Source organism: Kocuria arenosa (assembly GCF_042879215.1).
GTDB lineage: Bacteria > Actinomycetota > Actinomycetes > Actinomycetales > Micrococcaceae > Kocuria > Kocuria arenosa.
Genome location: NZ_JBHZTA010000004.1, coordinates 26606 through 50661 on the forward strand (window position 1 = coordinate 26606; position 24056 = coordinate 50661).

The 24056-nt window shown below is 75.0% G+C and carries 17 protein-coding genes; 12 read left to right on the forward strand and 5 right to left on the reverse strand.

What is annotated here, in order from left to right; all coding sequences use genetic code 11:
• The first annotated feature begins 8 nt into the window (after positions 1–8).
• Positions 9–1676 carry a polymer-forming cytoskeletal protein gene (locus ACFYE3_RS08450; protein WP_387607991.1) on the forward strand — a complete coding sequence of 556 codons (1668 nt, stop codon included), beginning with the start codon at positions 9–11 and terminating at the stop codon, positions 1674–1676.
• Between the two features lie 3 nt (positions 1677–1679).
• On the opposite strand, the gene ACFYE3_RS08455 is transcribed toward ACFYE3_RS08450, so the two are convergent.
• Complete coding sequence (locus tag ACFYE3_RS08455) at positions 1680–2126, reverse strand: adenylyltransferase/cytidyltransferase family protein (RefSeq protein ID WP_387607993.1); 447 nt, start codon at positions 2124–2126, stop codon at positions 1680–1682.
• Between the two features lie 167 nt (positions 2127–2293).
• Positions 2294–3445 carry an acyltransferase family protein gene (locus ACFYE3_RS08460; protein WP_387607995.1) on the reverse strand — a complete coding sequence of 384 codons (1152 nt, stop codon included), beginning with the start codon at positions 3443–3445 and terminating at the stop codon, positions 2294–2296.
• A 397-nt stretch (positions 3446–3842) separates the two neighbouring features.
• Here ACFYE3_RS08460 and ACFYE3_RS08465 point away from each other — a divergent pair, with 397 nt between their 5' ends.
• The 7 genes from ACFYE3_RS08465 (at position 3843) to ACFYE3_RS08495 (ending at position 14254) form a co-directional block, all read left to right on the forward strand.
• Complete coding sequence (locus ACFYE3_RS08465) at positions 3843–4556, forward strand: hypothetical protein (protein ID WP_387607997.1); 714 nt, start codon at positions 3843–3845, stop codon at positions 4554–4556.
• A 33-nt stretch (positions 4557–4589) separates the two neighbouring features.
• Entirely contained in the window at positions 4590–8135 is a 3546-nt protein-coding gene (locus ACFYE3_RS08470) for a fibrinogen-like YCDxxxxGGGW domain-containing protein (RefSeq protein ID WP_387607999.1), read from the forward strand.
• Positions 8135–8956, forward strand: coding sequence for a CDP-alcohol phosphatidyltransferase family protein (locus ACFYE3_RS08475; RefSeq protein ID WP_387608002.1), 822 nt, complete (start codon positions 8135–8137; stop codon positions 8954–8956). The genes ACFYE3_RS08470 and ACFYE3_RS08475 overlap by 1 nt, the downstream gene beginning before the upstream one ends.
• Positions 8946–9917 carry a glycosyltransferase gene (locus tag ACFYE3_RS08480; RefSeq protein WP_387608005.1) on the forward strand — a complete coding sequence of 324 codons (972 nt, stop codon included), beginning with the start codon at positions 8946–8948 and terminating at the stop codon, positions 9915–9917. The genes ACFYE3_RS08475 and ACFYE3_RS08480 overlap by 11 nt, the downstream gene beginning before the upstream one ends.
• Positions 9918–9924: 7 nt before the next feature.
• Positions 9925–11199, forward strand: a complete 1275-nt coding sequence (locus tag ACFYE3_RS08485) for an O-antigen ligase family protein (RefSeq protein WP_387608007.1) — start codon at positions 9925–9927, stop codon at positions 11197–11199.
• Positions 11196–12722 carry a lipopolysaccharide biosynthesis protein gene (locus tag ACFYE3_RS08490; protein WP_387608010.1) on the forward strand — a complete coding sequence of 509 codons (1527 nt, stop codon included), beginning with the start codon at positions 11196–11198 and terminating at the stop codon, positions 12720–12722. The genes ACFYE3_RS08485 and ACFYE3_RS08490 overlap by 4 nt, the downstream gene beginning before the upstream one ends.
• 170 nt (positions 12723–12892) lie before the next feature.
• A complete protein-coding gene (locus tag ACFYE3_RS08495; protein WP_387608013.1) occupies positions 12893–14254 on the forward strand; it encodes a hypothetical protein in 1362 nt (453 codons plus the stop codon).
• A 70-nt stretch (positions 14255–14324) separates the two neighbouring features.
• Here the strand turns inward: ACFYE3_RS08495 and ACFYE3_RS08500 are convergent, their stop codons facing one another.
• Both ACFYE3_RS08500 and rsmA read right to left on the reverse strand, forming a co-directional pair.
• The gene (locus tag ACFYE3_RS08500; protein ID WP_387608016.1) at positions 14325–15272 is read right to left on the reverse strand and encodes a 4-(cytidine 5'-diphospho)-2-C-methyl-D-erythritol kinase; all 948 of its coding nucleotides are present in this window, start codon (positions 15270–15272) and stop codon (positions 14325–14327) included.
• Between the two features lie 88 nt (positions 15273–15360).
• A complete protein-coding gene (rsmA, locus tag ACFYE3_RS08505) occupies positions 15361–16263 on the reverse strand; it encodes a 16S rRNA (adenine(1518)-N(6)/adenine(1519)-N(6))-dimethyltransferase RsmA (RefSeq protein WP_387608019.1) in 903 nt (300 codons plus the stop codon).
• Between the two features lie 474 nt (positions 16264–16737).
• Here rsmA and ACFYE3_RS08510 point away from each other — a divergent pair, with 474 nt between their 5' ends.
• A complete protein-coding gene (locus tag ACFYE3_RS08510; protein WP_387608021.1) occupies positions 16738–17634 on the forward strand; it encodes a DUF559 domain-containing protein in 897 nt (298 codons plus the stop codon).
• Positions 17635–17962: 328 nt separating this feature from the next.
• Here ACFYE3_RS08510 and ACFYE3_RS08515 read toward each other — a convergent pair whose 3' ends face one another.
• On the reverse strand, positions 17963–18976 hold the full coding sequence (locus tag ACFYE3_RS08515; protein WP_387608022.1) for a TatD family hydrolase: 1014 nt from the start codon (positions 18974–18976) through the stop codon (positions 17963–17965).
• A gap of 226 nt (positions 18977–19202) precedes the next feature.
• On the opposite strand from ACFYE3_RS08515, the gene ACFYE3_RS08520 reads away from it, so the two are divergent.
• The 3 genes from ACFYE3_RS08520 to ACFYE3_RS08530 all read left to right on the forward strand — a co-directional run bounded on the left by ACFYE3_RS08520 (position 19203) and on the right by ACFYE3_RS08530 (position 23985).
• Positions 19203–20153 carry an AAA family ATPase gene (locus ACFYE3_RS08520; protein ID WP_387608025.1) on the forward strand — a complete coding sequence of 317 codons (951 nt, stop codon included), beginning with the start codon at positions 19203–19205 and terminating at the stop codon, positions 20151–20153.
• The gene (locus ACFYE3_RS08525) at positions 20150–21580 is read left to right on the forward strand and encodes a DUF58 domain-containing protein (RefSeq protein WP_387608028.1); all 1431 of its coding nucleotides are present in this window, start codon (positions 20150–20152) and stop codon (positions 21578–21580) included. Before ACFYE3_RS08520 ends, ACFYE3_RS08525 begins: the two co-directional genes overlap by 4 nt.
• Before the next feature lie 83 nt (positions 21581–21663).
• The gene (locus ACFYE3_RS08530; protein ID WP_387608031.1) at positions 21664–23985 is read left to right on the forward strand and encodes a transglutaminaseTgpA domain-containing protein; all 2322 of its coding nucleotides are present in this window, start codon (positions 21664–21666) and stop codon (positions 23983–23985) included.
• The last annotated feature ends 71 nt before the right edge of the window (positions 23986–24056 follow it).

The window sequence follows — 24056 nt, forward strand, 5'->3', positions numbered from 1 at the left end:
TCGGGGGCATGGAGTCCCTGCCGGTGCCCCGCACCTCGCCCGTCCCGTTCCTGCTCCGACCGCTGACCCTGCTGGCTCTGCTGACCCTGCTGGTCCTCGCGCTCGCGGGCGCCCTGGTCACCGCCCCCGCCGCCGGGGCCGTGGAGGTGCGCGACGGAGAGAACGTGGTGGTGGCGGCGGACGAGGTCGTGGACGACGACCTGTACGTGACCGGCGCGACCGTGGTGGTCGACGGCACCGTGCGCGGCGACCTCCTGGTGGCCGGCGGGACGGTGACGATCAACGGCACGGTCGAGGGGGACCTGATGGCCGCGGCCCAGACCGTGGTGATCGAGGGCACCGTCGGCGACGACGCCCGTGTGGCCGGCCAGGCGCTCCTCCTCGGCGAGCAGGCGCGGGTGGCCGACGACCTCGTCGCGGCCGGCTACAGCCTGGAGACGCGCCCCGGCACCGAGATCGGCGGGGACGTCCTCCTCGGCGCCTACCAGGCCCTGCTGGCCGGCACGATCGACGGCGACGTGACCGCCGGGGCCGCCGCCCTCGCCCTGGCCGGCGCGATCGGCGGGGACGTGCAGGCGGACGTGGGCTCCGCCGACGACGTCGGGGCCGCGTGGGCACCCACGACCGGCGTCGCCGTGCCCCGGGTGGACCCCGGGCTCACGCTGACCGACGCGGCCCGTCTCGACGGGAACCTGTCCTACCGGTCCGGGACAGAGGCCGCGATCGCCCCGGGCGCCGACATCACCGGGGAGGTCATCTACGAGCAGGTGGTGGTCGAGGAGGAACCGGCCGGTCCCGCCGGCCCGCTCGCGCTGCTGATCGCCGGACTGCGCCTGTTCGTGACGCTGCTCCTGGTCGGGCTGCTCGCGCTGTGGCTGCTGCCCCGGGCCATGACCGGCGCGGCGAGCACGCTCCGGGCCCGGCCCTGGCTCAGTCTCGGCTGGGGCGCGCTGACCATCGCGGGAACGGCCGTTGCCGTGCTGGCTGTGCTCCTCGTGTCGATCCTGCTGGCCATCGCCCTGGGCTGGCTGACCCTCGCCGGCCTGGCCGCCGCGGTCGTGACGACGGCCGTGGTCCTCGACCTCGTGCTGATCCTGGGGCTGGTGCTCGCCGTGGCCCTGCTGGCTCCGGTCGTGGTGGCGTACACGGCGGGCGGGCTCCTGCTCCGGGACGGCGCACCGGCCGGCTTCGGCAAGCGTCTGCTCGCCCTGGTCCTCGGCCTGCTGATCTACGTGCTGCTGCGGGCCGTGCCCTTCCTGGGTCCCATCGTCGGCCTGCTCGTGGCACTGTTCGGTGTCGGCGCCCTCGTGGTGTGGGCCTGGGACGAGGCGCGCCGCTCCCGGGCGCGCCGGCGCGCGGACCGGGGCCGGGACCACGGCCGGGACCGGGGCGGCGACGCCGGATCGTGGCCTGCAGGCTCCCAGCAGACCGGTTCCCGGCAGGACGGCTCCCCGCGCACCGATCCGTGGCAGGACGGCCGCGGGCAGACCGGTTCCCGGCCGGCCGACCCCCAGAAGCCCAGCTCATGGCAGGCCGATCCAGGAGCGGCCGGTTCCCGGCCGGCCGGTCCGGGGCCGACCGGCCCCGGGCACGGCCCGCAGGGAACACCGCAGCCCCGGCCGCCGTGGTCGGGCGACGGCTCCGCGCGGCAGCTCCCCCCGGAGCCGCCGCGCTGAGCCTCAGCCCACCGGGAGCGAGAGCACCTCGAGGGCCGCCCGCAGCTTCGTGGAGGACGTGTGGACCGTGTACGGGAAGTACACGACCTCCACGCCCACCGCCGCGAACTCCCGCTCGAGCCGCTCCCCCTTCGGGGTGCCGCGCCAGTCGTCGCCCTTGAAGAACACGTCGAAGCGCAGCACCTGCCACGTGTCCAGCTTGTCCAGCAGCACCTCGGCGTGGACCTGGTCCACGTAGCGGATGTGCTCGACGATCTCCATCCGCTCGCGCAGGGAGACCACCGGCCGGTGGCCCTTGGTGATCTCGATCAGGTCGTCCGAGACGACCCCGGCGATCAGGTGGTCGCAGTGCATCTTCGCCTGGCGCAGGATGTTCAGGTGCCCCACGTGGAACAGGTCGAACGCCCCGGCCGCGTACCCCACGCGCGGCGTGTGCTTGTCGGTGCTCATGTCAGTCATTCCCCCCTCGGGATCCTGCCGGGGCCTCCTGTGCCCCGGCCCGGTGGACCGCCCGGACGACGCCGGGAGTCCCTCTCGGTCTGCTCGCCGCGGGCACCGTGGGTGCGCGGCGGAAATCTGTGGGCCCGGCCGCCCGGAGCGGACGGACCGGTGCGGACTCAGCCGGACGCCTGCCCGGCGGGCACTGGGGCAGCCGCCGCCGCGGGGCGCCGGCCGGCCCGCCGGCGGCGGTGGTGCCAGCGGGCCACGGGCTCCTCGACGAGCCACCAGCAGGCGATGCCGGCCACGGTGCCGACCACCACGCGCAGGACCACCCCCGCCGGCCCGGGCAGCTCCCCGAACAGCGCGCTCAGCGCGTACCCGGCGCCCAGGTGGAGCAGGTAGATGCTGTAGCTGGCGAGTCCCAGCAGCTGGACCGGCTTCCACCGCATCCCCGCCAGGACCCGCGACCCGATCCGGCCGGTGGGCCCGTGCAGGCCCCAGAGCACCACCAGGCAGGCCGCCACCGCCTGCGCCGTGTAGCGCACGGTCTCGCGGAAGAACTCCTCCCGGACCAGCAGCGACCCCAGGTAGAGCAGCACCGCCAGCACCAGGACCCGGTCCCGGCCCCACCACGCCGGGGCGCCCGCGGCACCCTCACCGCCGGCACCCCCTCCGCCGGCACGCTCCGCGGCACCACGCTGCTCGGTGGTGCGGGCGTACCAGACGGCGGCGAGCACCCCGATCGCGATGGCCTCGAGCCGGGTGTCCGTGCCGAAGTAGATCCGGTCCGCGCTCGCCCCGCCCAGGTGCAGGGCCACCCGCGCGCCCGCCGAGGCGACCGCGGCGATCCCCGCCAGCACCGCCAGCGCGGTGGCCGGCCGGCGCCGGCCCACGAGCAGCAGCCAGATCAGCGCGAACGCCACGTAGAACTGCTCCTCGATCGACAGGCTCCACACCACGATCGAGCCGGGCAGGACGTCCACCTGGGAGTCCGTGTAGCGCCAGTTGAAGAAGAAGAAGACCTGCCCCAGGAAGTCCCCGAGGCTCACCGGCCGCACCAGCCACGCGTACAGGGCGGTGGGCAGCACCAGGGCCACCAGCAGCGGCGGGGCCAGCTTCAGGGCCCGCCGGCGGTAGAACCCCGCGATGTCGAAGCCCCCGGTGCGCCGGTGCTCCTTGAGCACCAGGTGCGTGATGATGAACCCGGAGATGACGAAGAAGATCGTCACCCCGCTGCCGCCCGGCACCAGCTCCAGCCCGGCGTGCGCGAGCACCACGAGCATCACCGCGGCGGCCCGCATCGCATCGAGGTGCGCGAACTGCCGCACGGGCAGCTGCGCCCTCGGGCGCCGGCGCGCCCCTGCCGGAACCGCTCCTGCTGTCTCCCCCACCACAACGTCCCCCTGCGTTCGCCGGACCCCGCGCTCCCCCCGAGCCGCGGCCGTCCCGTGCTGCGTCCGGACCCCTGTTTGCTACAGGGAACTCCGGTGATCGCCTTACCCTACTGCGGAGAAACGCGCGTTTGCATCTGAAAACGGGGGTCACAAAAGGGGACACCGGATTCCGTTCCCGATCGTTAACGCCGGGGTTAGACTCCATGCGATCCAATGAATTCGGACGGGGGGTCGTCCGGAACGCCGCGGGGGTCCCTCGACCCACGACCCGCGGCGGATCACCGCGGCGCCGGCCATCGGCGCCGGAAGTTCAGATCTGGGGGGAGCTGACATGATCCTTGACCTGTCGTGCACATCGAGCACTCGAGGTCCCACTGCCCGAACAGCCCGCACGGTGCTGGGCGGGCTCCTGCTCGCCGGCATCCTGACCGGCTGCGGCGCCGCCGGCGCCACCGACGACACGGCGGCCGAGGCCCTCGAGGCCAGCACCGTGGTGGAGCTGGAGACGCCGCAGGAGGTCCGCGCCAAGGACCTGCCCTCGGCCGCACCCGTGGCCGCCGACGCCCCCGAGGTCGAGCCGATCGAGGCCGTCCTCGAGGCCCAGGAGGCCTTCGTCCCGTCGGACCGGCCGGCTCCGGCCGATCCGGCCAACCCGGAGTCCTCCGCCGAGCTCGGCGGCGAGAACGGTCCCGCCGAGCTGGACCCGGCCGTCGTCGCGGCGGCCGAGGAGTCCGCCACCGGCGCCGCGCTCCAGGAGGTCATCGCGTCCCTGGCCGAGTTCGAGCACCAGGGCTGGGAGCAGCGCGGGACGCCCGTCGTCGTCGGCGATCCCGTCTCCGCCCCGCTGCCCACGGACGACGGCGAGGCCGTGCGCGTGACGGTCTGCCTGGACGCCTCCGAGGTCACCGTCGTCGACCGTGAGGGCGTGGTCGTCAGCGGCAAGCAGAAGGACCGCAAGGCCCTGCACAACTACGACCTCTTCCGCCAACCGGGCCAGTCCTGGCAAGTCGTCCAGCACGGCTTCCCCGACGACCCGACCTGCTGATCCGTCCGCACGAACCTGTTGAGGAACCACACCATGGGAAACACGAACACCCCGCCCCGGGCGGATCGCAGCCGGCGCCGGGCGCGCACGGCCCGCACCAAGGCGTCCCTGAGCATCGGCACCGTGATGGCCGTCGCCGCGACGCTGCTGACCTTCGGCCCGGTGGGCGCCGCCGAGGCGCCGCCGGTGGACGGCAAGTCCGCGGCCTCGGCCGCGGCGTCCTGCTGGGAGATCAAGCAGAAGGACCCGAAGTCCGCCTCCGGCGTCTACTGGCTGGTCACCCCGGCCATGACCGCACCCGAGCAGTTCTACTGCGACCAGGTGACCGACGGCGGCGGCTGGGTCCTCGTGGGCCGCGGCCGCAACGACTGGAAGGAGTACTACCAGGGCGTGGGCACGCCCAAGGACGTCTCCTCGACCGTCACCGGCACCGCGGCCTTCGCGCCCAAGCAGCTGTCCTCGAAGACGGTGGACGAGCTCCTGAACGGGCAGCGGCCCGACGCCCTCGACGACGGCATCCGGCTGCGCCGGGCCCGTGACGCCGCGGGCAGCACCTGGCAGGAGGGGCGGATGAAGATCTCCGCCAAGCCGTACTGGAACTGGACGTTCGGCTCCCGCACCCCGGTCACCTCCTTCTCCCTGGCCTACGGCACCGGCGTGGCCTCCGGGACCACCGGCACCACCAACGACTTCGGCACGAACACCGGCACGGCCCGCGTGCGCTTCGCGGACGTCGCCGTGACCAACTGGCAGCGCGGCTTCCGCTACGGCGACGACGTGATCGGCAGCAACACCAGCACCACCTACCTGTGGTCCCCGGCCGCCGGCGGCGCGGGCGCCATGCCGTTCACCCAGATGTACCTGCGGCCCAAGGTCACCCAGCAGGCCTTCAGCGGCAAGGCGGTCCCCGACTCCGGCACCGCCGCGATCGCCCAGCGGGCCCTGCCCAACAGCGGCGCCGAGCCCACCAAGTGGGGGGCCGTGGAGCGCGCCGACGGACAGACCGGAGAGATGAACACCGAGGTGCAGGCCCTCGAGCAGATCGGGAGCACGGTCTTCACCGGCGGCAACTTCAAGGCGATGCAGCGCGACGCCGCGGGCACCGGGCGCGTGGCCCAGTCCTACCTGGCCGCCTTCGACGTCAACACCGGAGAGCTGCGCACCGACTTCCGCCCGGTCTTCAACGGGCAGGTAAAAGCCCTCGCCGAGCTGCCGAACAACCGGCTGGCCGTCGGTGGGCGCTTCAGCACGGTCAACGGCGTGAGCGCCCCCGGCTTCGTGGTGCTCGACGCCACGACCGGCAAGGTGGACACCGCCTGGAACCTCAAGATCGAGAACCTGCTGACCGGCGGCGTCCTGCAGGTCCGGGCGCTCGACGTGCAGGGCGACCACCTGTACCTGGGCGGGGCCTTCACCCACCTCAGCGGCGGACAGGCCACCGGCAAGGTCTACGCCCGCGCCGGCGCCCGCGTGAAGATCTCCACCCGCACCCCGGACGCGAACTGGAACCCCGAGTTCAACGGCACCGTGGCCAGCATCGACGCCTCCGCGAAGGGTGACCGGCTCTACGCGGCCGGGTACTTCAACCAGTCCCGCGGCGCCTCCGCCTTCCGCCTCGCCGCCGTGCAGACGGCCGCGGGCGCCGCGCTGGCCACGCCCGCGTGGACCTGGGAGCCGTCCGTGCCCGTGGACTACGCCAACCCGGGCCAGACGGCGTTCCAGCTCGCCGTGCGCGAGCAGGGCAGCACGGTGTGGGCCGGCGGCGCCGAGCACTCGATGTTCGGCTACGACCGCTCCACCTTCAAGCGCACCTCCTGGGGCATCACCTCCCTGGGCGGCGACATGCAGGCGATCACCTCCACCGACGACACCGTCTACGGCGCCTGCCACTGCTTCAACTGGTTCAACGCCGGCGCCACCAAGTGGATCAAGGCCGGGGGCAACACCCGCCCCGTGACCGTCGCCGACCGGATCAACGCGATCGGCGCGTGGGACGCCGCGGCGGGCAAGTACCTGCCCGGCTTCAACCCGGAGATCAAGGGCTTCGGCGGCTGGGGCGTGTGGGCCACCCTCATGGACAGCAACGGGGTGCTGTGGACCGGTGGCGACATCAACCGCAGCGTCGCCCGGTCCGGCTCCGCGCAGTGGTCCGGCGGCTTCCTCCGCTTCGCCCCGCGCGACGCCAAGGCCCCGGCCGCGCCCACGGGTCTGAAGGTCGTCCCGGACGGCACGTCCGACGCCCTCACCTGGACCGCTGCCCCCGAGACCGGTCTGACCTACCAGGTCCTGCGCAACGACCGGCCGATCGGCACGGCCACGGGCACGGGCCTCAAGGTGCCGCACGTGGACGGCGCCCGGTACGCGGTGCGCGCGGCGGACGCCGCGGGCAACGTCTCCGCCTCCACCCCGGTGGTGCTGGCCGGCTCGCAGCCGGCCCCGGCGCCGCAGCCCGAGCCCCAGCCGGAGCCCGAGCCCGAGCCGCAGCCGGCGCCCGGGACGAGCACCCTGATCGCGGACGGCGCCACCTGGAAGTACCACCACCAGGACGTGGCGCCCGGTGCGGACTGGGCCGGGACGGCCTTCGACGACACCGCGTGGAAGCAGGGTTCGGCCGTGCTCGGCTGGGGCGACGCCTCGGTCAGGACCACGCTGGTGGCCGACGGCACCCGGCCGCTGACCACCTACTACCGCCGGACCGTGGACGTGGCCGACGCCTCGAAGGTCGCGAAGCTGACCCTCACCACCCGCGCCGACGACGCCGTGGCGGTCTACGTCAACGGCAAGGAAGTGGTCCGCTCCAACCTCCCCGAGGGCGAGCTGAACGCCGGGACCTACGCCCTGGCACCGCGCCGGACCGCCACCGCCGTGGCCGAGCCGGTCGTCGTCGAGGTGCCCGGATCGGCGCTGAAGACCGGCAAGAACGTGATCTCCGCCGAGGTGCACTCCAACTGGCGCAGCACCACGGACGCCACCTTCGACCTCTCCGCGGTCGTCACCGCCGGCACGCAGCCGGCGCCGCCCGCGGCCGAGGAGCCCCCGGCCGAGGAGCCTGCCGGTCCGGCCGCGCTGGTCGCCGAGGGCGCCACCTGGAGGTACCACCACGACCGCGCCACCCCGCCGGCCGACGACTGGGCCGGCACGGCGTTCGTCGACACCGCGTGGAAGCAGGGCTCGGCCGTGCTCGGCTGGGGCGACGCCTCGGTCAAGACCACCCTGGTGGCCGACGGCACGCGTCCGCTCACCACGTACTACCGCCGGACGGTGGACGTGGCCGACGCCTCCAAGTACGGGAAGCTGACGCTCACCACCCGCGCCGACGACGCCGTCGCGGTCTACGTCAACGGCCAGGAGGTCGTCCGGGACAACCTGCCGGACGGCGACCTGGGACCCGGCACCTACGCGCTGGCGCCGCGCCGGACGGCCACCGCGCTGGCCGCCCCGGTCGTGGTGGAGATCCCCGCGTCGGTGCTGCGCAACGGCAAGAACGTGATCGCCGCCGAGGTGCACTCCAACTGGACGAACACCACCGACACGACGTTCGACCTCGAGCTCGTGCCCAGCACGGAGGCGAAGGCCTGATGAGCGCCTCCACCGACACCGCCGCCCCGCGGCGCCGGCCCACCTTCCCGGAGGCCCTGGCCGGGCTGCGCGCCGCGCAGAAGCCCGGCCAGGGGGTCCCGGCGTACACCCGGTGGGTGAACCGCCCGCTGGCCCGCTACGCCGCGGCCGAGGCCGCCGCGGCGGGGCTGACCCCCAACGGGGTGACCGCCCTCAGCGCGGTCCTCTCCGCGGCGGGGCTGGTCGTGCTCGTGGCGGCCCCGCCGGCCCCGGCCACGGGCGTCGTCGTCGCCGTGCTCCTCGCGGCCGGCTACGTCCTGGACTCCGCCGACGGGCAGGTGGCCCGGCTCACGGGCACCGGCTCGCCGGCCGGGGAGTGGCTCGACCACGTGGTCGACTCGATCCGGACCCCGGCGCTCCACCTGGCCGTGGCGGCCGCCGCCCTGCTGCACCCGCGGCCCGAGGCGTTCCCGGCCGCGGCGCTCGCGGTGCTCGCCGCGCTGTTCGTGCTCGTGGAGGTCGGCCAGTTCATGAGCCAGATCCTCGCCGAGCAGCTGCGGCGCACGGGCGGCCTCGCCGGGCCGCCCGCGGGCGGGACGCTGCGCTCCTTCCTCAACCTGCCCACCGACGCGGGGGTCACCTGCTGGATCTTCCTCCTCTGGGGGATCCCCGCGCTCTTCCTGCCCGCCTACGCGATCCTGCTGGCCGCCCTCGCGGCGATCAGCGCGGTCTCCATGCGGCGCAAGTACCTGGGGCTCACCACACGGCCCGCCGACACCGCCCCGGACGCCGACGCCGTCGGCGCCCTCCCGACCGACAGGAGCACCCGCCATGTCCGCTGACGTCCTCGCCCCGGCCCCGGCAACGACCACCGCCGCAGGTTTCCGCACCGACCACCCGTCCGTGTCCGTCCTGATCGCCACCGCCGGGCGGCCGGAGATGCTCCGCGAGGCGGTCCGCGCGATCGTCGAGCAGGGATACGCCGGCCCGCTGCAGGTCGTCGTCGTCTTCGACCGCGTCGAGGTCGACCCGCTCACGGACGTCGACGTCCCGGCCGGCGTGCAGCTGCTCACCGTGCCCAACACCCGCTCCCCGGGCCTGGTGGGCGCCCGCAACACCGGAATCCACGCGGCCACCGGGGAGATCATCGCCTTCTGCGACGACGACGACGTGTGGGCCCCGCGCAAGCTCACCCGGCAGGTGGCGCACTGGCACCGGCACCCGGAGGCGTCGGCGATCGCCGGGGCGATCAACATCGTCTCCCACGAGCGCACCATCCGGCGGGTCCCGCAGGCCGTGGCCACCTTCCCGGAGCTGCTGGCCGACCGGATGATGGAGATCCACCCCTCCGCGCTGATCTGCCGCCGCGCCGACCTGTACGGGCCCGTGGGCCTCGTCGACGAGGACCTGCCGTCCTCCTACGGCGAGGACTACGACCTGCTGCTGCGCCTGGCCCGGCACGCCCCGGTGCACTCCGTGCCCGAGACCGTGCTGACCGTGCGCTGGGACCGGCCCTCCTTCTTCCGCCAGAAGTGGGGGGACATGGCCGACGCCCTGACCTACATGCTGCGGAAGTTCCCCGAGTTCGAGACCTCCGACCAGGGCACGGCCCTGATGGCGGGACAGGTGGCCTTCGCCCACGCCGCCCGCGGCGACCGCCGGGAGGCGGTGCGGTGGGCGCGGGCCGCGCTGCGCCGGGACCGCGGGCAGCTGCGGGCGTGGGGTGCCCTGGCGGTCGCGACCGGCGCGGTCAGCGCCGAGCGGCTGCAGAACGCCGTGTCCTTCTTCGGCAGAGGGGTGTGAGGCGGCCGTGGCGCTCCTGGCCCCCTCGGTGGTGCGGCCGGCCCCGGTCCGCCGCACCACCGGCGCCCTGCCCGCCTGGCCGCTGCTCGTCCTGTTCTGGGGGCTGCCCCTGATCTGGGCCTCGGGCGCCCTGCAGTTCGCCCCGGCGCTGCTCGCCGTGGTCATGCTCTTCCTGCTCGTGCTCCACCGCTCGGTGACGGTCCCGTGGCCGGCGTGGGTGCTCGTGGTGTTCCTGCTGTGGATGGCGGCGAGCTCGGTGCAGATCGAGGGGTTCGGCTCCTGGATGGGCTTCGCGCTGCGCTGGGTGAACATCCTCGCCGCGCTGGTCTACGTCGTCTACTACTGGAACGCCCGGGAGACCCTGGACCACCGGCGGTTCCTGCGGGCCGCCGTCGTCGCGTGGGCGACGCTCGTGGGCTTCGGCCTGCTGACGTTCGTGATCCCCGAGGCGCGGCTGACCACCCCGATCGGCCTGCTGCTGCCGGAGGGGATCACCTCCAACGCGCTCGTGCAGAACTTCTTCTTCCCGCCCCTGGCGGAGGTCCAGATGCCCTGGGGCGCGCCCGAGCCCTACAACCGGCCGGCGGCCCCGTTCCCGTACACCAACGGGTGGGGCTCCGGGTTCGTGCTCCTCACGCCCCTGGTGCTCGCCTACCTCACCACCGTCCGCTTCCGCGCCCGGCACCTGCTGATCGTGGCCGGGCTGCTGGCCTCGCTCGCCCCGGCCGTGGCCACGACCAACCGGGGCATGTTCCTCGGCATCGCGGTGGCGCTCGGGTACGTGATGGTCCGGATGGTCCTGCGGGGCCGGATCGGGGTGGCCCTGGCCGGGGTCGCGGGCGTGGCCGCCGTCGGCGGGTGGCTCGTGGCCAGCGGCGCCGTCGAGCGGATCCTGGGCCGGCAGGAGTACAGCGACAGCACGGGCACGCGCTCCGACCTGTACCGGGACACCTTCCTGGCCACCCTGGACTCCCCGCTGCTGGGCTACGGGGCGCCCCTGTACGACGAGACCGTCGGCATCGAGATGGGCACCCAGGGCTACGTCTGGACCCTCATGTTCTGCTACGGGCTCGTGGGCCTGGGCCTGTTCGTGGCCTACCTGCACGGGACCACGCTGGTGACCCTGAAGGTCCGCACCACCACCGGGCTGCTCGTGCACTCCGCGCCCGTGGCGGCGTGCGTGTTCTTCACCTACTACGGCCTCGACGCGGTGCAGTTCATCCTGATCAGCCTGAGCCTGGCCGTGCTGCTGCGCTCCCGGCGCTACGGGGAGGGGTTGTGAGCCCGCAGCCGCTGGCACGCTCGGGCTCGCTCACCTTCGCCTTCGTGGTCACCGGCGCGGGTCTCGCCTTCGCCGCCACGCTGGTGGTCTCCAACGCCTCGGGCGCGGCGGCGGCCGGTCAGTTCTTCCAGGTGGTGGCCGTGCTGGCGATCGCCACGACCCTGTCCACCTTCGGCGCCGACACCGGGCTGGTGCGGGCGCTCCCCGCCCTCACCGCCCGGGGCCAGGGCTCCGCGGTGCCCGCGGTGCTGCGGATCGCGGGCCGGCCGGTGCTCGTGCTCGCCGCGGGCGTCGCCGCCACCGCGGCCGTGCTCACGGTCCTCCCCGGGGTCCTGCCCGACGGCGTGGGCCCCGCCGTGCTGCTGGCGGCGCCCTTCCTCGTGCTGGGCGCCGTGCTCAACCTCGCCTTCGGCGCCCTGCGCGGGCTGCACCGGGTGCCGACCTTCTCCTTCCTGCAGAACGTCGTGCTGCCCTCGCTGCGGGTGCTCGGCGTCCTCGGCGTCGTCGTCGCCGGCGGCGGGCTGCTCGCCCTCACGGCGGCGTGGACGGCGCCGGTCGCCGTGGTCGCCGTGCTCGCCCTCGTGCTGCTGCGCCGGTGCCTGCGCGAGCTGCGCGACCGGCCCGGGGCCGCTCCCCCGCCGGAGGCAGGCGCGCAGCGGCGGGCGTTCTGGTCCTTCTCCTCGGCCCGCGGGGTGACCGCGGTGGTCGAGGCGCTGCTCGAGTGGCTCGACGTGCTGCTCGTGGCCGCGTTCCTGGGCCCCGCCGCGGCCGGCGTCTACGGCGTGGTCAACCGGTGCATCCGGGTGGGCGCCATGCTCGACCACACCGCGCGCATGGTCACCGGCCCGTCCATCAGCGCAGCGCTGGCGGTCGACGACCTCGCCACCGCCCGCTCCGTGTTCACCCGCACCACCGCCGTGCTCGTGGCCGGCGCCTGGCCCTTCTACCTCACCCTGCTGCTGTTCGGGCCGGTGGTCCTGTCCTTCTTCGGCGAGGGCTTCGAGTCCGGCTACCCCGCGATGCTCGTCATCGCCTCCGCCATGCTCCTGGCCGTCTCGGCCGGCGGCGTGCAGTCGCTGCTGCTGATGGCCGGGCGCAGCCGCTGGCAGCTGATGAACAAGTCCGCCGCCCTGGCCGTGGCCGTGGCCCTGAACCTGTGGCTGATCCCGCAGTGGGGCCTGGTCGGAGCGGCCACGGCGTGGGCGGCGTCGGTGCTCACCGACACGGGACTGGCCCTGTTCCAGTCCGTGCGGCTGCTCGGCATCGCCCCGCGGTGGTCCGTGGTGGGCGCCATCGCCGCGGCCGCGGCGGTGCTCACGGGCGGAGGCGGGCTGCTGGTCCGCGCCCTGCTCGGCACCACCACCACCGGCCTGCTCGTCCACCTCGCGCTGACCGGTCTGCTCGTGGCCGGCGCCGCGGCGGTGCTCCTGCTCCGGCGCCGCACCGCCGTCCGGGGGACGCACGCCGAGGCGTGTGGCCCGAAGAGGCCACGGGATCACAAGGTCCTGCTGTGGTCCCGTTGAGTTTGCATCTGTAACATTCAAATCGATCGACATCGGATCAGGACGCCGCCGGCCGGGCTGGACTCGGCAGCGCTTCCCGAGGCCGGGGTCGGTGCTCCGCCGGGGGGTGGACCACCGAGCACGGCCGCTCCATCCGAGACGACCCGCGATCCACCAGGGGGGAAATCCACATGAGTGAGACTCTGAACACCATCGGCTCCGAACGGCGCCGAACCCGGGACGACACCGCCCGGACCCGGCCGCACCGCCCGGAGCCGGCGGACCCGACGCCGGTGTGGCGCCGTGTCCTGCGCCGGTGGCCCACGATCGTCAGCACCTGGCTCGTCGTGCTGGCCGCGGCCCTCGTGGCGGGTCTGCTGTGGCCGCCGTCCTACCAGGCGACCGCCTCGATGACCGTCACGCCGAGCGCGGTGAACCCGCTCACGGGCGACGCCGGCTTCGAGGAGGTCGAGATGCAGACGGAGATGGCCACGATGGCCTCCCAGCGCATCACCCTGCGGGCCGCCGCCCTGCTGCAGGACGTCCCCGTCGAGGAGGCCGACCCCGTGCTGGCCGAGGACCTGCTCGAGCGGCTCTCGACCACCGCCCCGGACGACACCCAGGTGCTCCGGGTGACGGTGACCGCCGACGACCCCAACCAGGCCGCCGAGCAGGCCAACGCCCTGGCCACCGCCTACCTCGCCGACCGCGGCGAGGACGTGCAGACCACCGCCGACGACACCCTGAAGCGCATCGACGAGTCCATCGCCGGCCTCGAGCGCAGCGACGACGGCTCCTCCAGCCTGCGGCAGCTGCGCGAGCAGCGCACCGCCCTCGCCCTCATCGCCCCGACGCCGGGCCGCGTGATCAGCGAGGCCACGCCGCCGCAGGAGCCCTCCTCCGCCGGCATCCCGCTCTTCCTCGCCGGCGGCGTGGTCGGCGGACTGGTCCTCGGCGCCCTCGCCGGTGCGTTCCGGGAGCGGGCCGACCGCAGCGTGCGCCGGCCCGACCGGCTCGCCGACGCCACCGGCTCGCCCGTCGTGGTGCTGAGCTCCGTGGACGACGAGGACGGCGCGCTCGAGCTGCTGCGCCGGCTCTCCCAGGACGAGGACCGCGCGGTGCCGCGGCCGGGCTCCCGGATCGCCGTGCACTCGTCCCTGCCCGGACAGGCCACGGTCGTCGTCCAGGCCCTGGACGCCGTGGTCTCCTCGTGGGGCGGCACCGTGGAGGTCGTGGACGCCCGCACGCTCACGGACGCCGTGGGCCCGCTGGGCGACACGAACTGGCTGGGCATGGACGACACCACGCCCTCGCTGCTCGTGGCCACCGTCCCGCCCCGGGCCGGGGCGGCCGAGCTGGCCGCCCTGACCGACCGGGTGGACGGCGTGGTCCTGGCCGTGGAGCCCCGGGGCCGGCTGCGCCGGTTCCGGGAGCGGTTCGAGCGGCTCAGCGGCCGCGGCGCCGCGGTGGTCCCCGCGTTCGTCGTGCAGCGCCAGGCGCGCCCGGGCACGGATGCTGTGCCCGCCCAGGACGCCCGGCCGCAGCACCACTGATCGTCCACCGGCGCCGCCTGAACCCGGGAGGTCAGGTCAGATCCAGGCGCCGGCGGCCGGACGCCAGGGGTCAGGGAGCACGCACCGCGAGAGCGGGCGCTCCCTGGCCCCTGAGCACGTCCGCGAGGTCCTCGGCCGCGGCGGCGTCCGCCACCAGGTGCGCCACCGTGGGCCCGGACCCGGACACGAAGCTCGCCAGGGCGCCGGCGGCCGCGCCCGCGGCCAGCACCGGCTCCAGCTGCGGTGCGAGGGACAGCGCGGCGGCCTGCAGGTCGTTGGCCAGCAGCGGCGCCAGCTCTCCGGCCGCGCCGGAGCCCAGGCGCTCCTCGAGGCCCCCCGGCAGCCGCGGCGGCGGGACGTCCTCGTCCGCGCGCAGCCGGTCCAGCTCGGCGTAGACGGCGGGCGTCGACAGACCCGCCTCCGCCGCCACGAGGACCAGGTGCAGCGGCGTCCCGACCGCCACCGGGCGCAGCCGGGCTCCCGTCCCGGTGCCGACCGCCGCCCCGCCCGTCAGCGCGAACGGCACGTCGGCGCCGAGACCGGCCGCGAGCCCCAGCAGCGCGTCGTCGTCGAGCGCCGGGCACCCGAGGACGCGGGCGGCGAGCCGGTTCACGGCGACCAGTGCCGCCGCGGCGTCCGCGGAGCCCCCGCCCATGCCGCCGGCCACAGGCACGGCCTTGTCGATCTGCAGGTGCACTCCGCCCACCAGCGGCGGGAAGCGCGCGAGCACCGCCTCGGCGGCCCGGACCGCCAGGTTGGACCCGTCGGTGGGCACCGTGTCCAGGGAGAAGGTCCCGCGGTCGAGCTGCTGGGCCACGAGCGAGCCCGGGACCGCCGCCACGCCCACGGAGGTGCCGGTGCCGCCGGTCAGCGCGGCCGTCACGGTCTCCCCCGTGCTGACCGCGCAGTACAGGCTCGCGACGTCGTGGTAGCCGTCCGGACGCGGCGGGCCAGCGGCGAAGAACAGATTGACCTTGCCCGGCGCCTCGGCGCACTCGGTGAGCTGTGCCGTGGTCATGCGCCGCGCACCCCCGCCCTCGGGCCCGCGGGACAGAACAGGTCGACCTCGCCGGGCGCACCGGCGTGCTCCGCGAGCTGTGCCGTGGTCATGCGCCGCGCACCCCGGCGGTCAGACCCGCGGCGGCGCCGGACTGCGCGATCCGGGCGAACTCGTGGACGTCCAGCTTCTCGCCGCGCTCCCCCGGGTCGATCCCGGCTGCCTCGAGGATCTCTCCCGCCGCCGCGGCGGAGCCCGCCCACCCGGCGAGGGCGGCCCGCAGGGTCTTGCGCCGCTGGGCGAAGGCGGCGTCCACCGCCGCGAAGACCAGCTCCCGGTCCACGTCCGCCACCGGCTGATCGCGGCGCACGAAGCGCACCAGCCCCGAGGCGATCTTCGGGGCCGGCCAGAAGACGTTCTTCCCGATGGTCCCGGCCTTCGTGACCTCGGCGTACCAGGAGGCCTTGACCGACGGCACTCCGTAGACCTTGGAGCCCGGCGCCGCGGCCAGCCGGTCCGCGACCTCCTCCTGGACCATGACCAGCCCGCGGCGGATCGAGGGGAAGCGGGCCAGCAGGTGCAGCAGCACCGGGACGGCCACGTTGTAGGGCAGGTTCGCCACCAGGGCGGTCGGCGCGGCGGGCAGCTCCTCGACGCGCATGGCGTCCTGCTCGAGCACGGTCAGCCGTCCCGCCAGCTCGGGGCGCAGCCGCTCCACCGTGTGCGGCAGCTGCGCCGCCAGCGGGGGGTCGATCTCCACGGCCACGACCTGCTCGGCGGCGTCCAGCAGCCCGAGGGTCAGCGAGCCCAGGCCCGGTCCCACCTCGAGCACCGTCTCGTGCTCCCCCAGCCGCGCAGCGGCGATGATCCGCCGGATCGTGTTGGGGTCGATCACGAAGTTCTGCCCGAGTGTCTTGGTCGGGCGGATCCCGAGCTGCTCGGCGAGCGCCCGGATCTCCGCGGGCCCCAGCAGGGGGCGGGCGGCGGGCTCTGGCGCGGTGGATTCTGTCACCGGGACATCGTATCGGCCGCCCGCCCCGCCGCCCTCTCCCCCAGCCACCCATGCCGCCGCCGAACCCCCACACCCCTGCACCGTCATCTCGCCGAGCCCCCCGTATCCCGCAACGTCATCTCGCCAAGCCCCCATACCCAAGCGCCCCAATGCCGCCGAGCCCCCAGACTCCTGTCGCTTCCGCGCTCGTTCCGCCGCTGAGTCCCCATGTTCCGGCTCCTGCCGTCGCCGAGTCCCCATACCCAGGCACCCCTCGACCACCGAGACCCCATGTTCCAGCTCCTCTCGGCGCCGAGTCCCCAGTGATGCTCCACGTCCCCACGGATCTGCATGGGGAAATGCCACCGCAGTGGGGACTCGGCGGGGCCGTCATCCCCACTCCCCATGGCCGTGCTGCGTGTCCGCTCCGCGGTCTTTTCCCCCGGGCACGGCGGCGTCCACCCACCAGGACTCCGTCGGATCTATCAACGGGTCATGACCGACATCATGAGCCTCGCCCAGCTCCACGACACCGGCCTCAGCAGCCACGAGATCCGGCGCCGTCTCCGCGACGGAGAACTCCACCGGGTACACCCGGGATACTTCACGGCGTCGGAGACCTATTGGCGGCTCAGACCCGAGGAACAGTCGCTGCTCAGTCACCGGGCGCTCAGCCGGGCGGCCTCCGTGCCGCCGGTCTTCTGTCTCGCCTCGGCCGCCGTGGTGCACGGCCTGGACATTCGGCGCGTCCCGGCCCGCCTGCACACGCTCACCCGGCCGGGACAGGGAACCCACAACGGGTATGCCGGCGTCGTCAGGCACCAGGAACCGCTGCCGGAGACGGACATCGTCACGGTCGACGGGCTGCGCGCCACCACGGGCGAACGAACACTGCTGGACTGCGCCCGTCGGCTGCCCTTCACCGACGCCGTGGTCCTGGCGGACCAGGCGCACCGTTTCGGCCTCACACGAACGCGTCTGGAGGAGCGCCTGCCGGAGTGGACAGGACGGCGGGGCGTGCGGAGGGCTCAGCGCGTGCTGGACGCCATGGACGCGCGCTCCGAGTCCGTGGGCGAGACACTCACCCGGCTCATGCTGGCGGAGTCCGTCCTGCCGGTGCCGGAGCTGCAGTGGGTGATCGTGGGCCGGACGGGGACCTACCGGGCCGACTTCGCGTGGCCCGAGCAATGGCTGGTGCTCGAGTTCGACGGCGAGGTGAAGTACGGCGACGCCCCCGCCACCGTGATCCGCAACGAGCGGAGACGGGAGATCGAGATCCAGGAACTGGGGTGGACCGTCATCCGAGTGGGGTGGCACGACGTCGTGCGCACCCCTGCCGCGACCGTCGACCGCATCGCGGCCGCGTTGCGCCGCTCGGCAGCCACCCGCTGACCCACGCCGCACTGCCGCTGGCCGACCGCTGGCCGACCGCTGACCCACCGCTGACCCACCGCTGACCCACCGCTGACCCGCCGAGTCCCCAAGGTGCTTCTGTTTCCCCAGAAATATCCTGGGAAACTGCGACCACTTTGGGGACTCGGCGTGTGGAGGCACCGGGTTGTGGGGACTCGGCGTCACAGAGGGGCGAGGCCTTGGGGACTCGGCGTGTGGAGGCACCAAAGTCTGGGGACTCGGCGGGTGGAGGCAGCACCACATGGGGGACTCCGCAGGGAGGGGTAGTCGAAGCGGGGGACTCGGCGAGGAAAGAGGCTGTGGTCGCTCAGAAGGGGCCGTACACCTCGACCGTGTTCGCCCAGAGGCGCTCGCACAGCGGCTCCAGCTCCTGCTCCAGGATCCCCGCCATGCCGCGCACCGTGTAGTTGACCACATAGCTCGCGTTGGGCCGGCCCCGGTACGGGTGCGGGGTGAGGAACGGCGCGTCGGTCTCGGTGAGCACCAGCTCGGGGCGGGCGGTGCGCAACGCGGCCTTGAGATCGTGACTGTTCTTGAAGGTGACGGTCCCGGAGAAGGACATGTACCAACCGTGCTCGTTGCAGGTGCGCGCGAGCTCCGCGTCCCCGGAGAAGCAGTGGAACACGGTGCGCTCGGGGGCGCCCTCCTCCAGCAGGACGGCGACGACGTCGGCGTGGGCGTCCCGGTCGTGGATCTGCAGCGCCTTGCCGGTCTCCTTGGCGAAGCGGATGTGCTCCCGGAAGGACCGCTTCTGGTGCTCCCGCCCCTCCCCCTCGGTGCGGTAGTAGTCGAGTCCGGTCTCGCCGAAGGCCCGGACCCGTTCGTGCTCCCCCAGGGAACGGATCGCGGCGAGCGCCTCGTCGAGGGTCCCGGCGGCCGCGAGCTTCGGCGCCTCGTTGGGGTGCAGCGCCACGGCGGCGAGGACTCGGGGGTCGGCCTGGGCGGCGGCCACGGCGAAGCCGGAGGACGGGACGTCGCAGCCGACCTGCACGAGCCCGCCCACCCCGGCCAGGGCTGCGGCGTCCGCGGCGTCCCGCACCGAGACCTGCACCCGGCCGTCCTGCAGGTCCAGGTGGGTGTGGTTGTCGGCCACCGGGTGCGGCAGCGGCTCCGGCGCGGGCGGATAGGCGAGGTTGCGGCGGCGCCCGTCGTCGGCCTGGGCCGAACGGCGGCGGGTGCCCTCCCCGGCGGGGACGTCCTCGGGCACGGCGTAGTGCTCCGGCTCGTAGGCGGCGGGGGCCGCACCCGGGGCGGGAGCGGGCCGGGCGGCGGGGTCCGGCCACAGGGAGGCGGCGAGGAGGGTGGCGTTGGGGTCGGTCACGGGCGGCACCTCAGGAGGTTTCGGGGAGCGGATCGGGCAGGAGATCGGGCAGGAGAAGGGCAGGACATCGGGGAGCGGATCGGACAGCAGATCGGGGACGGCACGGGACACGGTCGGACGAGGGATGCACGAGGGACGGGAAACACGCGGGCACCGACCAATCTACGAGCTGGGACCGGGCAGACATACTGGGAGCAGCAGACGCGAGCAGGAAGCCGAGGAGCCCATGGAGTCCTTCCCCCAGTACACGCAGGCGATCCTGGACCGGATCAACACGGTGATCGACGGCAAGCCGGAGGCGGCGCGCACGGCCTTGAGCGTGCTGCTGGCCGGCGGGCACCTGCTGGTCGAGGACGTGCCGGGCGTGGGCAAGACCATGCTGGCGCGCACGCTGGCCACCGCGATCGGCGGGACGGTCTCGCGCGTGCAGTTCACCCCGGACCTGCTGCCCACGGACATCACGGGCGTCTCGGTCTACGACCAGGCCCGGCGCGAGTTCGAGTTCAAGCCCGGGCCGGTGTTCGCCAACGTGGTGATCGGGGACGAGATCAACCGGGCGTCGGCCAAGACCCAGTCCGCGCTGCTCGAGTGCATGGCGGAGGGACAGGTCACCGCGGACGGCACGACCTACCGGCTGTCCACCCCGTTCATGGTGGTGGCCACGCAGAACCCCGTGGAGATGGACGGCACGTTCCCGCTGCCGGAGGCGCAGCGGGACCGGTTCACGGCCCGGATCTCGATGGGCTACCCGGACACCGAGGCGGAGATGACGATGCTCACCGACCACGGCGGCGGCTCCCCGCTGGAGGGCCTGCAGCCGGTGGTCTCCCTGGAGGACGCGGCCCGCCTGGTGGCGCACGTGCGCGGCATCCACGTCTCGGACGCGGTGCGCGCCTACATCGTGGCCCTGGGCCAGGCCACGCGCTCGCACCCGCAGATCCGGCTGGGCGCCAGCCCCCGGGCGCTGCTCCAGCTGCAGGCCGCGGCCCGCGCGGAGGCCGCCCTGAGCGGGCGCGAGTACGTCCTGCCCGACGACGTGCGGGCGGTCGCGGTGCCGGTGCTCGCCCACCGCCTGATCCTGGACCGCCGCGCCGGCACCGACTCCGCGGAGGAGCTGGTGCGGGCGGTGCTGGACGAGGTGCGGGTCCCGGCCGAGCACACTCCCCGGACCCGATGAGGCGCCGGCCGGAGCCGGGGCGCACGGCGGAGGGCGAGCGGGCGGAGCTGCCCGTGGACTCCCGCGCCCGGTTCACGGGGCGCGGCTGGGCCTTCCTGGGGGCGGGCGCCCTGTGCCTGCTGCTGGCCACCTGGCTGGGGCGCAAGGACGTGCTGGCGCTGGCGCTGTTCCTCGGCGGGGCACCCCTGTTCGCGGCCCTGTCCCTGTACGTGGTGAAACCGAGGGTGCTGCTCAAGCGCGGCGTGGACCCGGCGCTCGTGACGGCCGGGGACTCCGCCGTGGTGCGGCTGCGCGTGCGGCACCGGACCCGGCGCGGCGGGACGGTCACCGGGGCGGTCGCCGTGCACGAGACGGTGCCCGAGCCGCTGGGCGGAGACCGCGAGCTGAGCGTGGAGGCCGGCGGGCAGCCCGCCGCCTACACCGTGCGCCCGCGCCGCCGCGGCGTGTACGCTCTGGGGCCGGCCACCGTGCGGGTCGCCGACCCGTTCGGGCTCGCCGCCGAGCTGCTCGACGCCTCCGAGCGCACGTCCCTGCACGTGGCGCCGGACCCCGTGGAGCTGCCGGAGATCAGCGCCGACCGGCTGCGGGAGTCCGGCACCGACCCGTCCCGGACGGCGCTGCCGCAGCCGGGCCCGGACAACGTCACCACCCGCGAGTACCGACACGGCGACCCCATGCGGCGGGTCCACTGGGCCGCCTCCGCCAAGCACGGCCAGCTGATGGTCCGCCAGGAGGACCCCCGCAGCACCCGCCGCCTCACCCTGGTCCTCGACCGCGACGAGACCTCCTGGCCCGGGGAGCGGCTGTGGGCCGGCGTGCTCCCCAGCACCGCCGAGTTCGAGTGGGCCGTGTCCTTCACCGCCGCCGTGCTCGAGCACCTCACCCAGCGCGAGACCGCCCTGCACGCCCTCGACACCTTCGGGCGCCCTCTGCCCCGCGGCGGGGAGGACGACGACGACGCTCCCGCCCGCACCCGCGCCACCGCCGTCACCGACGACGGCGCCGAGGACGCCCGGCACGGGCTGGCGCGGGTCCGTCCCGAGCCCGCACCGCAGGAGACGGCGACCGGCGGACCGGCGACCCAGACGTCAGCGCCCCGGGGGCCGGCCACCCGCGGGACAGCCACCGGCGGGACAGTGGCGGACGCGCTGGCCGACCGGTTCGACCGCGACGGCCTGGTCCACCCCGTGCTGCTGGTCTCGGGGGACCTCTCCGCGGCGGCCGCCGAGCGGGTCCTGCGCGGCACGCAGCGGGCGGCCGCGGGCAGCGCGGTGCTGGTGACCTCCTCCCCCGGAACGGTCCCGGACGGGGCGGGAGTGCTCGAGGCGGCGGGCTGGTCCGTCGTCGTCGTGCCCGCCTCCGCCGCGCCCGAGGACGCGTGGGCGCAGCTGGGCACCGGGGCCCGCGCGGCCGGGGCCGTCCGGTGAGCGCCGCCGTCCGCGCTCCCTCGGCCCCCCGCCCGCCGGAGACTCCTGCACCCCCGGAGGCTCCGGGAGCGGGCCGGCGCCCGGTGCGCGCCGTCCCGGGCCTGGCCGGCACGGTCCTGGTGGCGGTCGGGCTGTCCCTCGTGGCGCTGACCGGCGTCCTCGACGGCGCCGGCTGGGTCCCCGGTGCCCTGCTCGCCGCCCTCGCCGTGGTCGCCGCGACCACGACGTCCCGGGTGCTGCGGCTGCCGGGCCCGCTGGCGCCCCTGTTCGGCGCCGGCGCCCTGGTGCTCGCGCTCACGGTGCTGCACCTACGCGAGCCCGCGCTGCTCGGCCTCGTCCCCACCCCGGGGAGCCTGGCCCTCGGCGCGGAGCTGTGGCGGGAGGCCGCAGGGATCGTCGCGGAGCGTCCCGCCCCGTACCCGGAGGCCGCGGCGCTCGCGTTCGTCGCCGCCGTCGCGACGGGCGCCGTGACCTTGTTCGTGGACACCGTGCTCGTGGCGCTGCGGCTGCCGGGGGTCAGCGCGCTCGGCGTGCTGGCGCTGCTGGTGGTGCCCGCCCTGGTGCTGCCGGAGAGCGTGGGACCGGCCGGGACGGCGGCCGCCGTGCTCGCGGCCCTGGTCCTGCTCGGCGGCGGGCGGCGCTTCGGCGCGGTGCGGGAGCCCCGCACCGCCGCGGCGCCCGGCAGCTGGCCGCGGGCCCTCGTGGTGGGCGCCGGCGTGCTCACGGTGACCCTCCTGGTCCCGGGCCTGGTGCCCGGCTTCATCAACGGCGCGTTCCCCCAGGGCAGCGGCCCGGCCGGTGACCGTGCCTCCGGTGTGGGTCCGCTGCGGGCCCTGGGGCAGGACCTGCGCTCCGCGGAGCAGCTGCCGCGCCTGGAGTACACGACGAGCACGGACGAGCCCGAGCTGCTGCGGGTGCTCACCCTCGCCGACTTCTCCGGGGCGGAGTGGTTCCCGGACGCCACCGGGCTGGACCCCCGGCTCGACGAGCTCGGGCCCACCCCGCTGCACCCGGTGGGAGACGGCCCCGAGCGCAGCACCGCCGTAGAGCTGCGGGACTGGTCCGAGCGCTGGCTGCCGCTGCCGTGGGCGCCCGTGGACGTGGCGGGGCTCGACGACGACGGCTGGTCCTGGAGCCCCCGCGACCTCACCGTGCACGGGGAGCAGGTCCCACCGGAGGGCACGGCCTACGAGGTCCGCTCGATCGTGCCCGAGCCCACGTCCGCCCAGCTGCGCGAGGCCCCCGCCGCGCCGGACTCCCCGGAGCTCGCCCCGTTCCGCGAGCTGCCCGGCGACACCCCGGCCGCGCTCCGGGACGCCGCCCGGGAGCGGGCCGGGGACGCCCCCACCGCGTTCGACCAGGCTCTGGCCCTGCAGGAGTGGCTGCGCTCGGACGAGTTCCGCTACGACGTGGACGCCCCGCTCGAGCAGGGCTACGACGCCGGCGGCATGGCCTCCCTCGAGGAGTTCCTGGCCGTGCGCACGGGCTACGCCGGGCACTTCGCCCCGGCGATGGCCGTCATGGCCCGGGAGCTCGGCATCCCGGCCCGCGTGGCGGTCGGCTACCTGCCGGCCACCGGCTCCGGCGCCGGACCGGGCAGCGCGCCGGAGGCCGACGAGCCGTTCGGGGACCCGGCGGACCCGGGCGCCTTCACGGTCCTGCCCCGTGACGCGCACGCGTGGCCGGAGCTGTGGTTCGAGGGCTCCGGGTGGGTGCGCTTCGAGCCGACCCCCGGCACCGGTGACCTCCCCGGCTACGCCGCCGAAGGGCCTCAGGACGGGGACGGGCAGTCCCAGGAGGGCGAGGGCACCGCGGAGCCGACCGGCGAGCCGACCGACGCCCCCACCCCGGCGAGCACGGCGGACAGCCCCGACGAGAACGCGCCCTCCGCCGAGCCGACCGCAGTGCCGACCCCGGAGGCCCCCGCCGCACCGCAGCCCGAGGAGGACACAGGCCCAGCCGCGTGGCTGCCCTGGCCGGCCGGGTTCCTGGCCGCCGCGCTGCTGGCCCTGCTGGCCGCCCTCCCCCGTCTCCTCCGGTCCCGGCGGCGCCGGCGCCGGATGCGGGTGCTGGGCGACGAGCAGGCCCCGGCGGCGCAACGGGCCCTGGCGGGGTGGGCGGAGGTCGAGGACCTCGGCGTCGACCACGGGCTGGGCCGCGCCGCCGCGGAGACGCCCCGGGCCTACCTCGACCGGCTCGGCGCCGTGGTGCCGGCCACCGCGGCGCCGCTCGGGCGGCTCGGCCGGGACGTCGAGCGGGCCCTCTACGCGCCGGGCACCACGGCGTGGTCGCCCGAGGCGGGCCCGGAGGACGTCGCGGCGCTGCAGACGGGCCTCGCCGGGCGCGGCGGGCCCGGAGCACGGCGCGCACGGTGGCTCCCCCGCTCGATGACGACCCGACGCTGAGCATCGGCCGCCGACCGGAGCCGAAGGCCGAGTCCCCCGAGTCCTCGCATCTCCCCCGATCGATCCGGGGG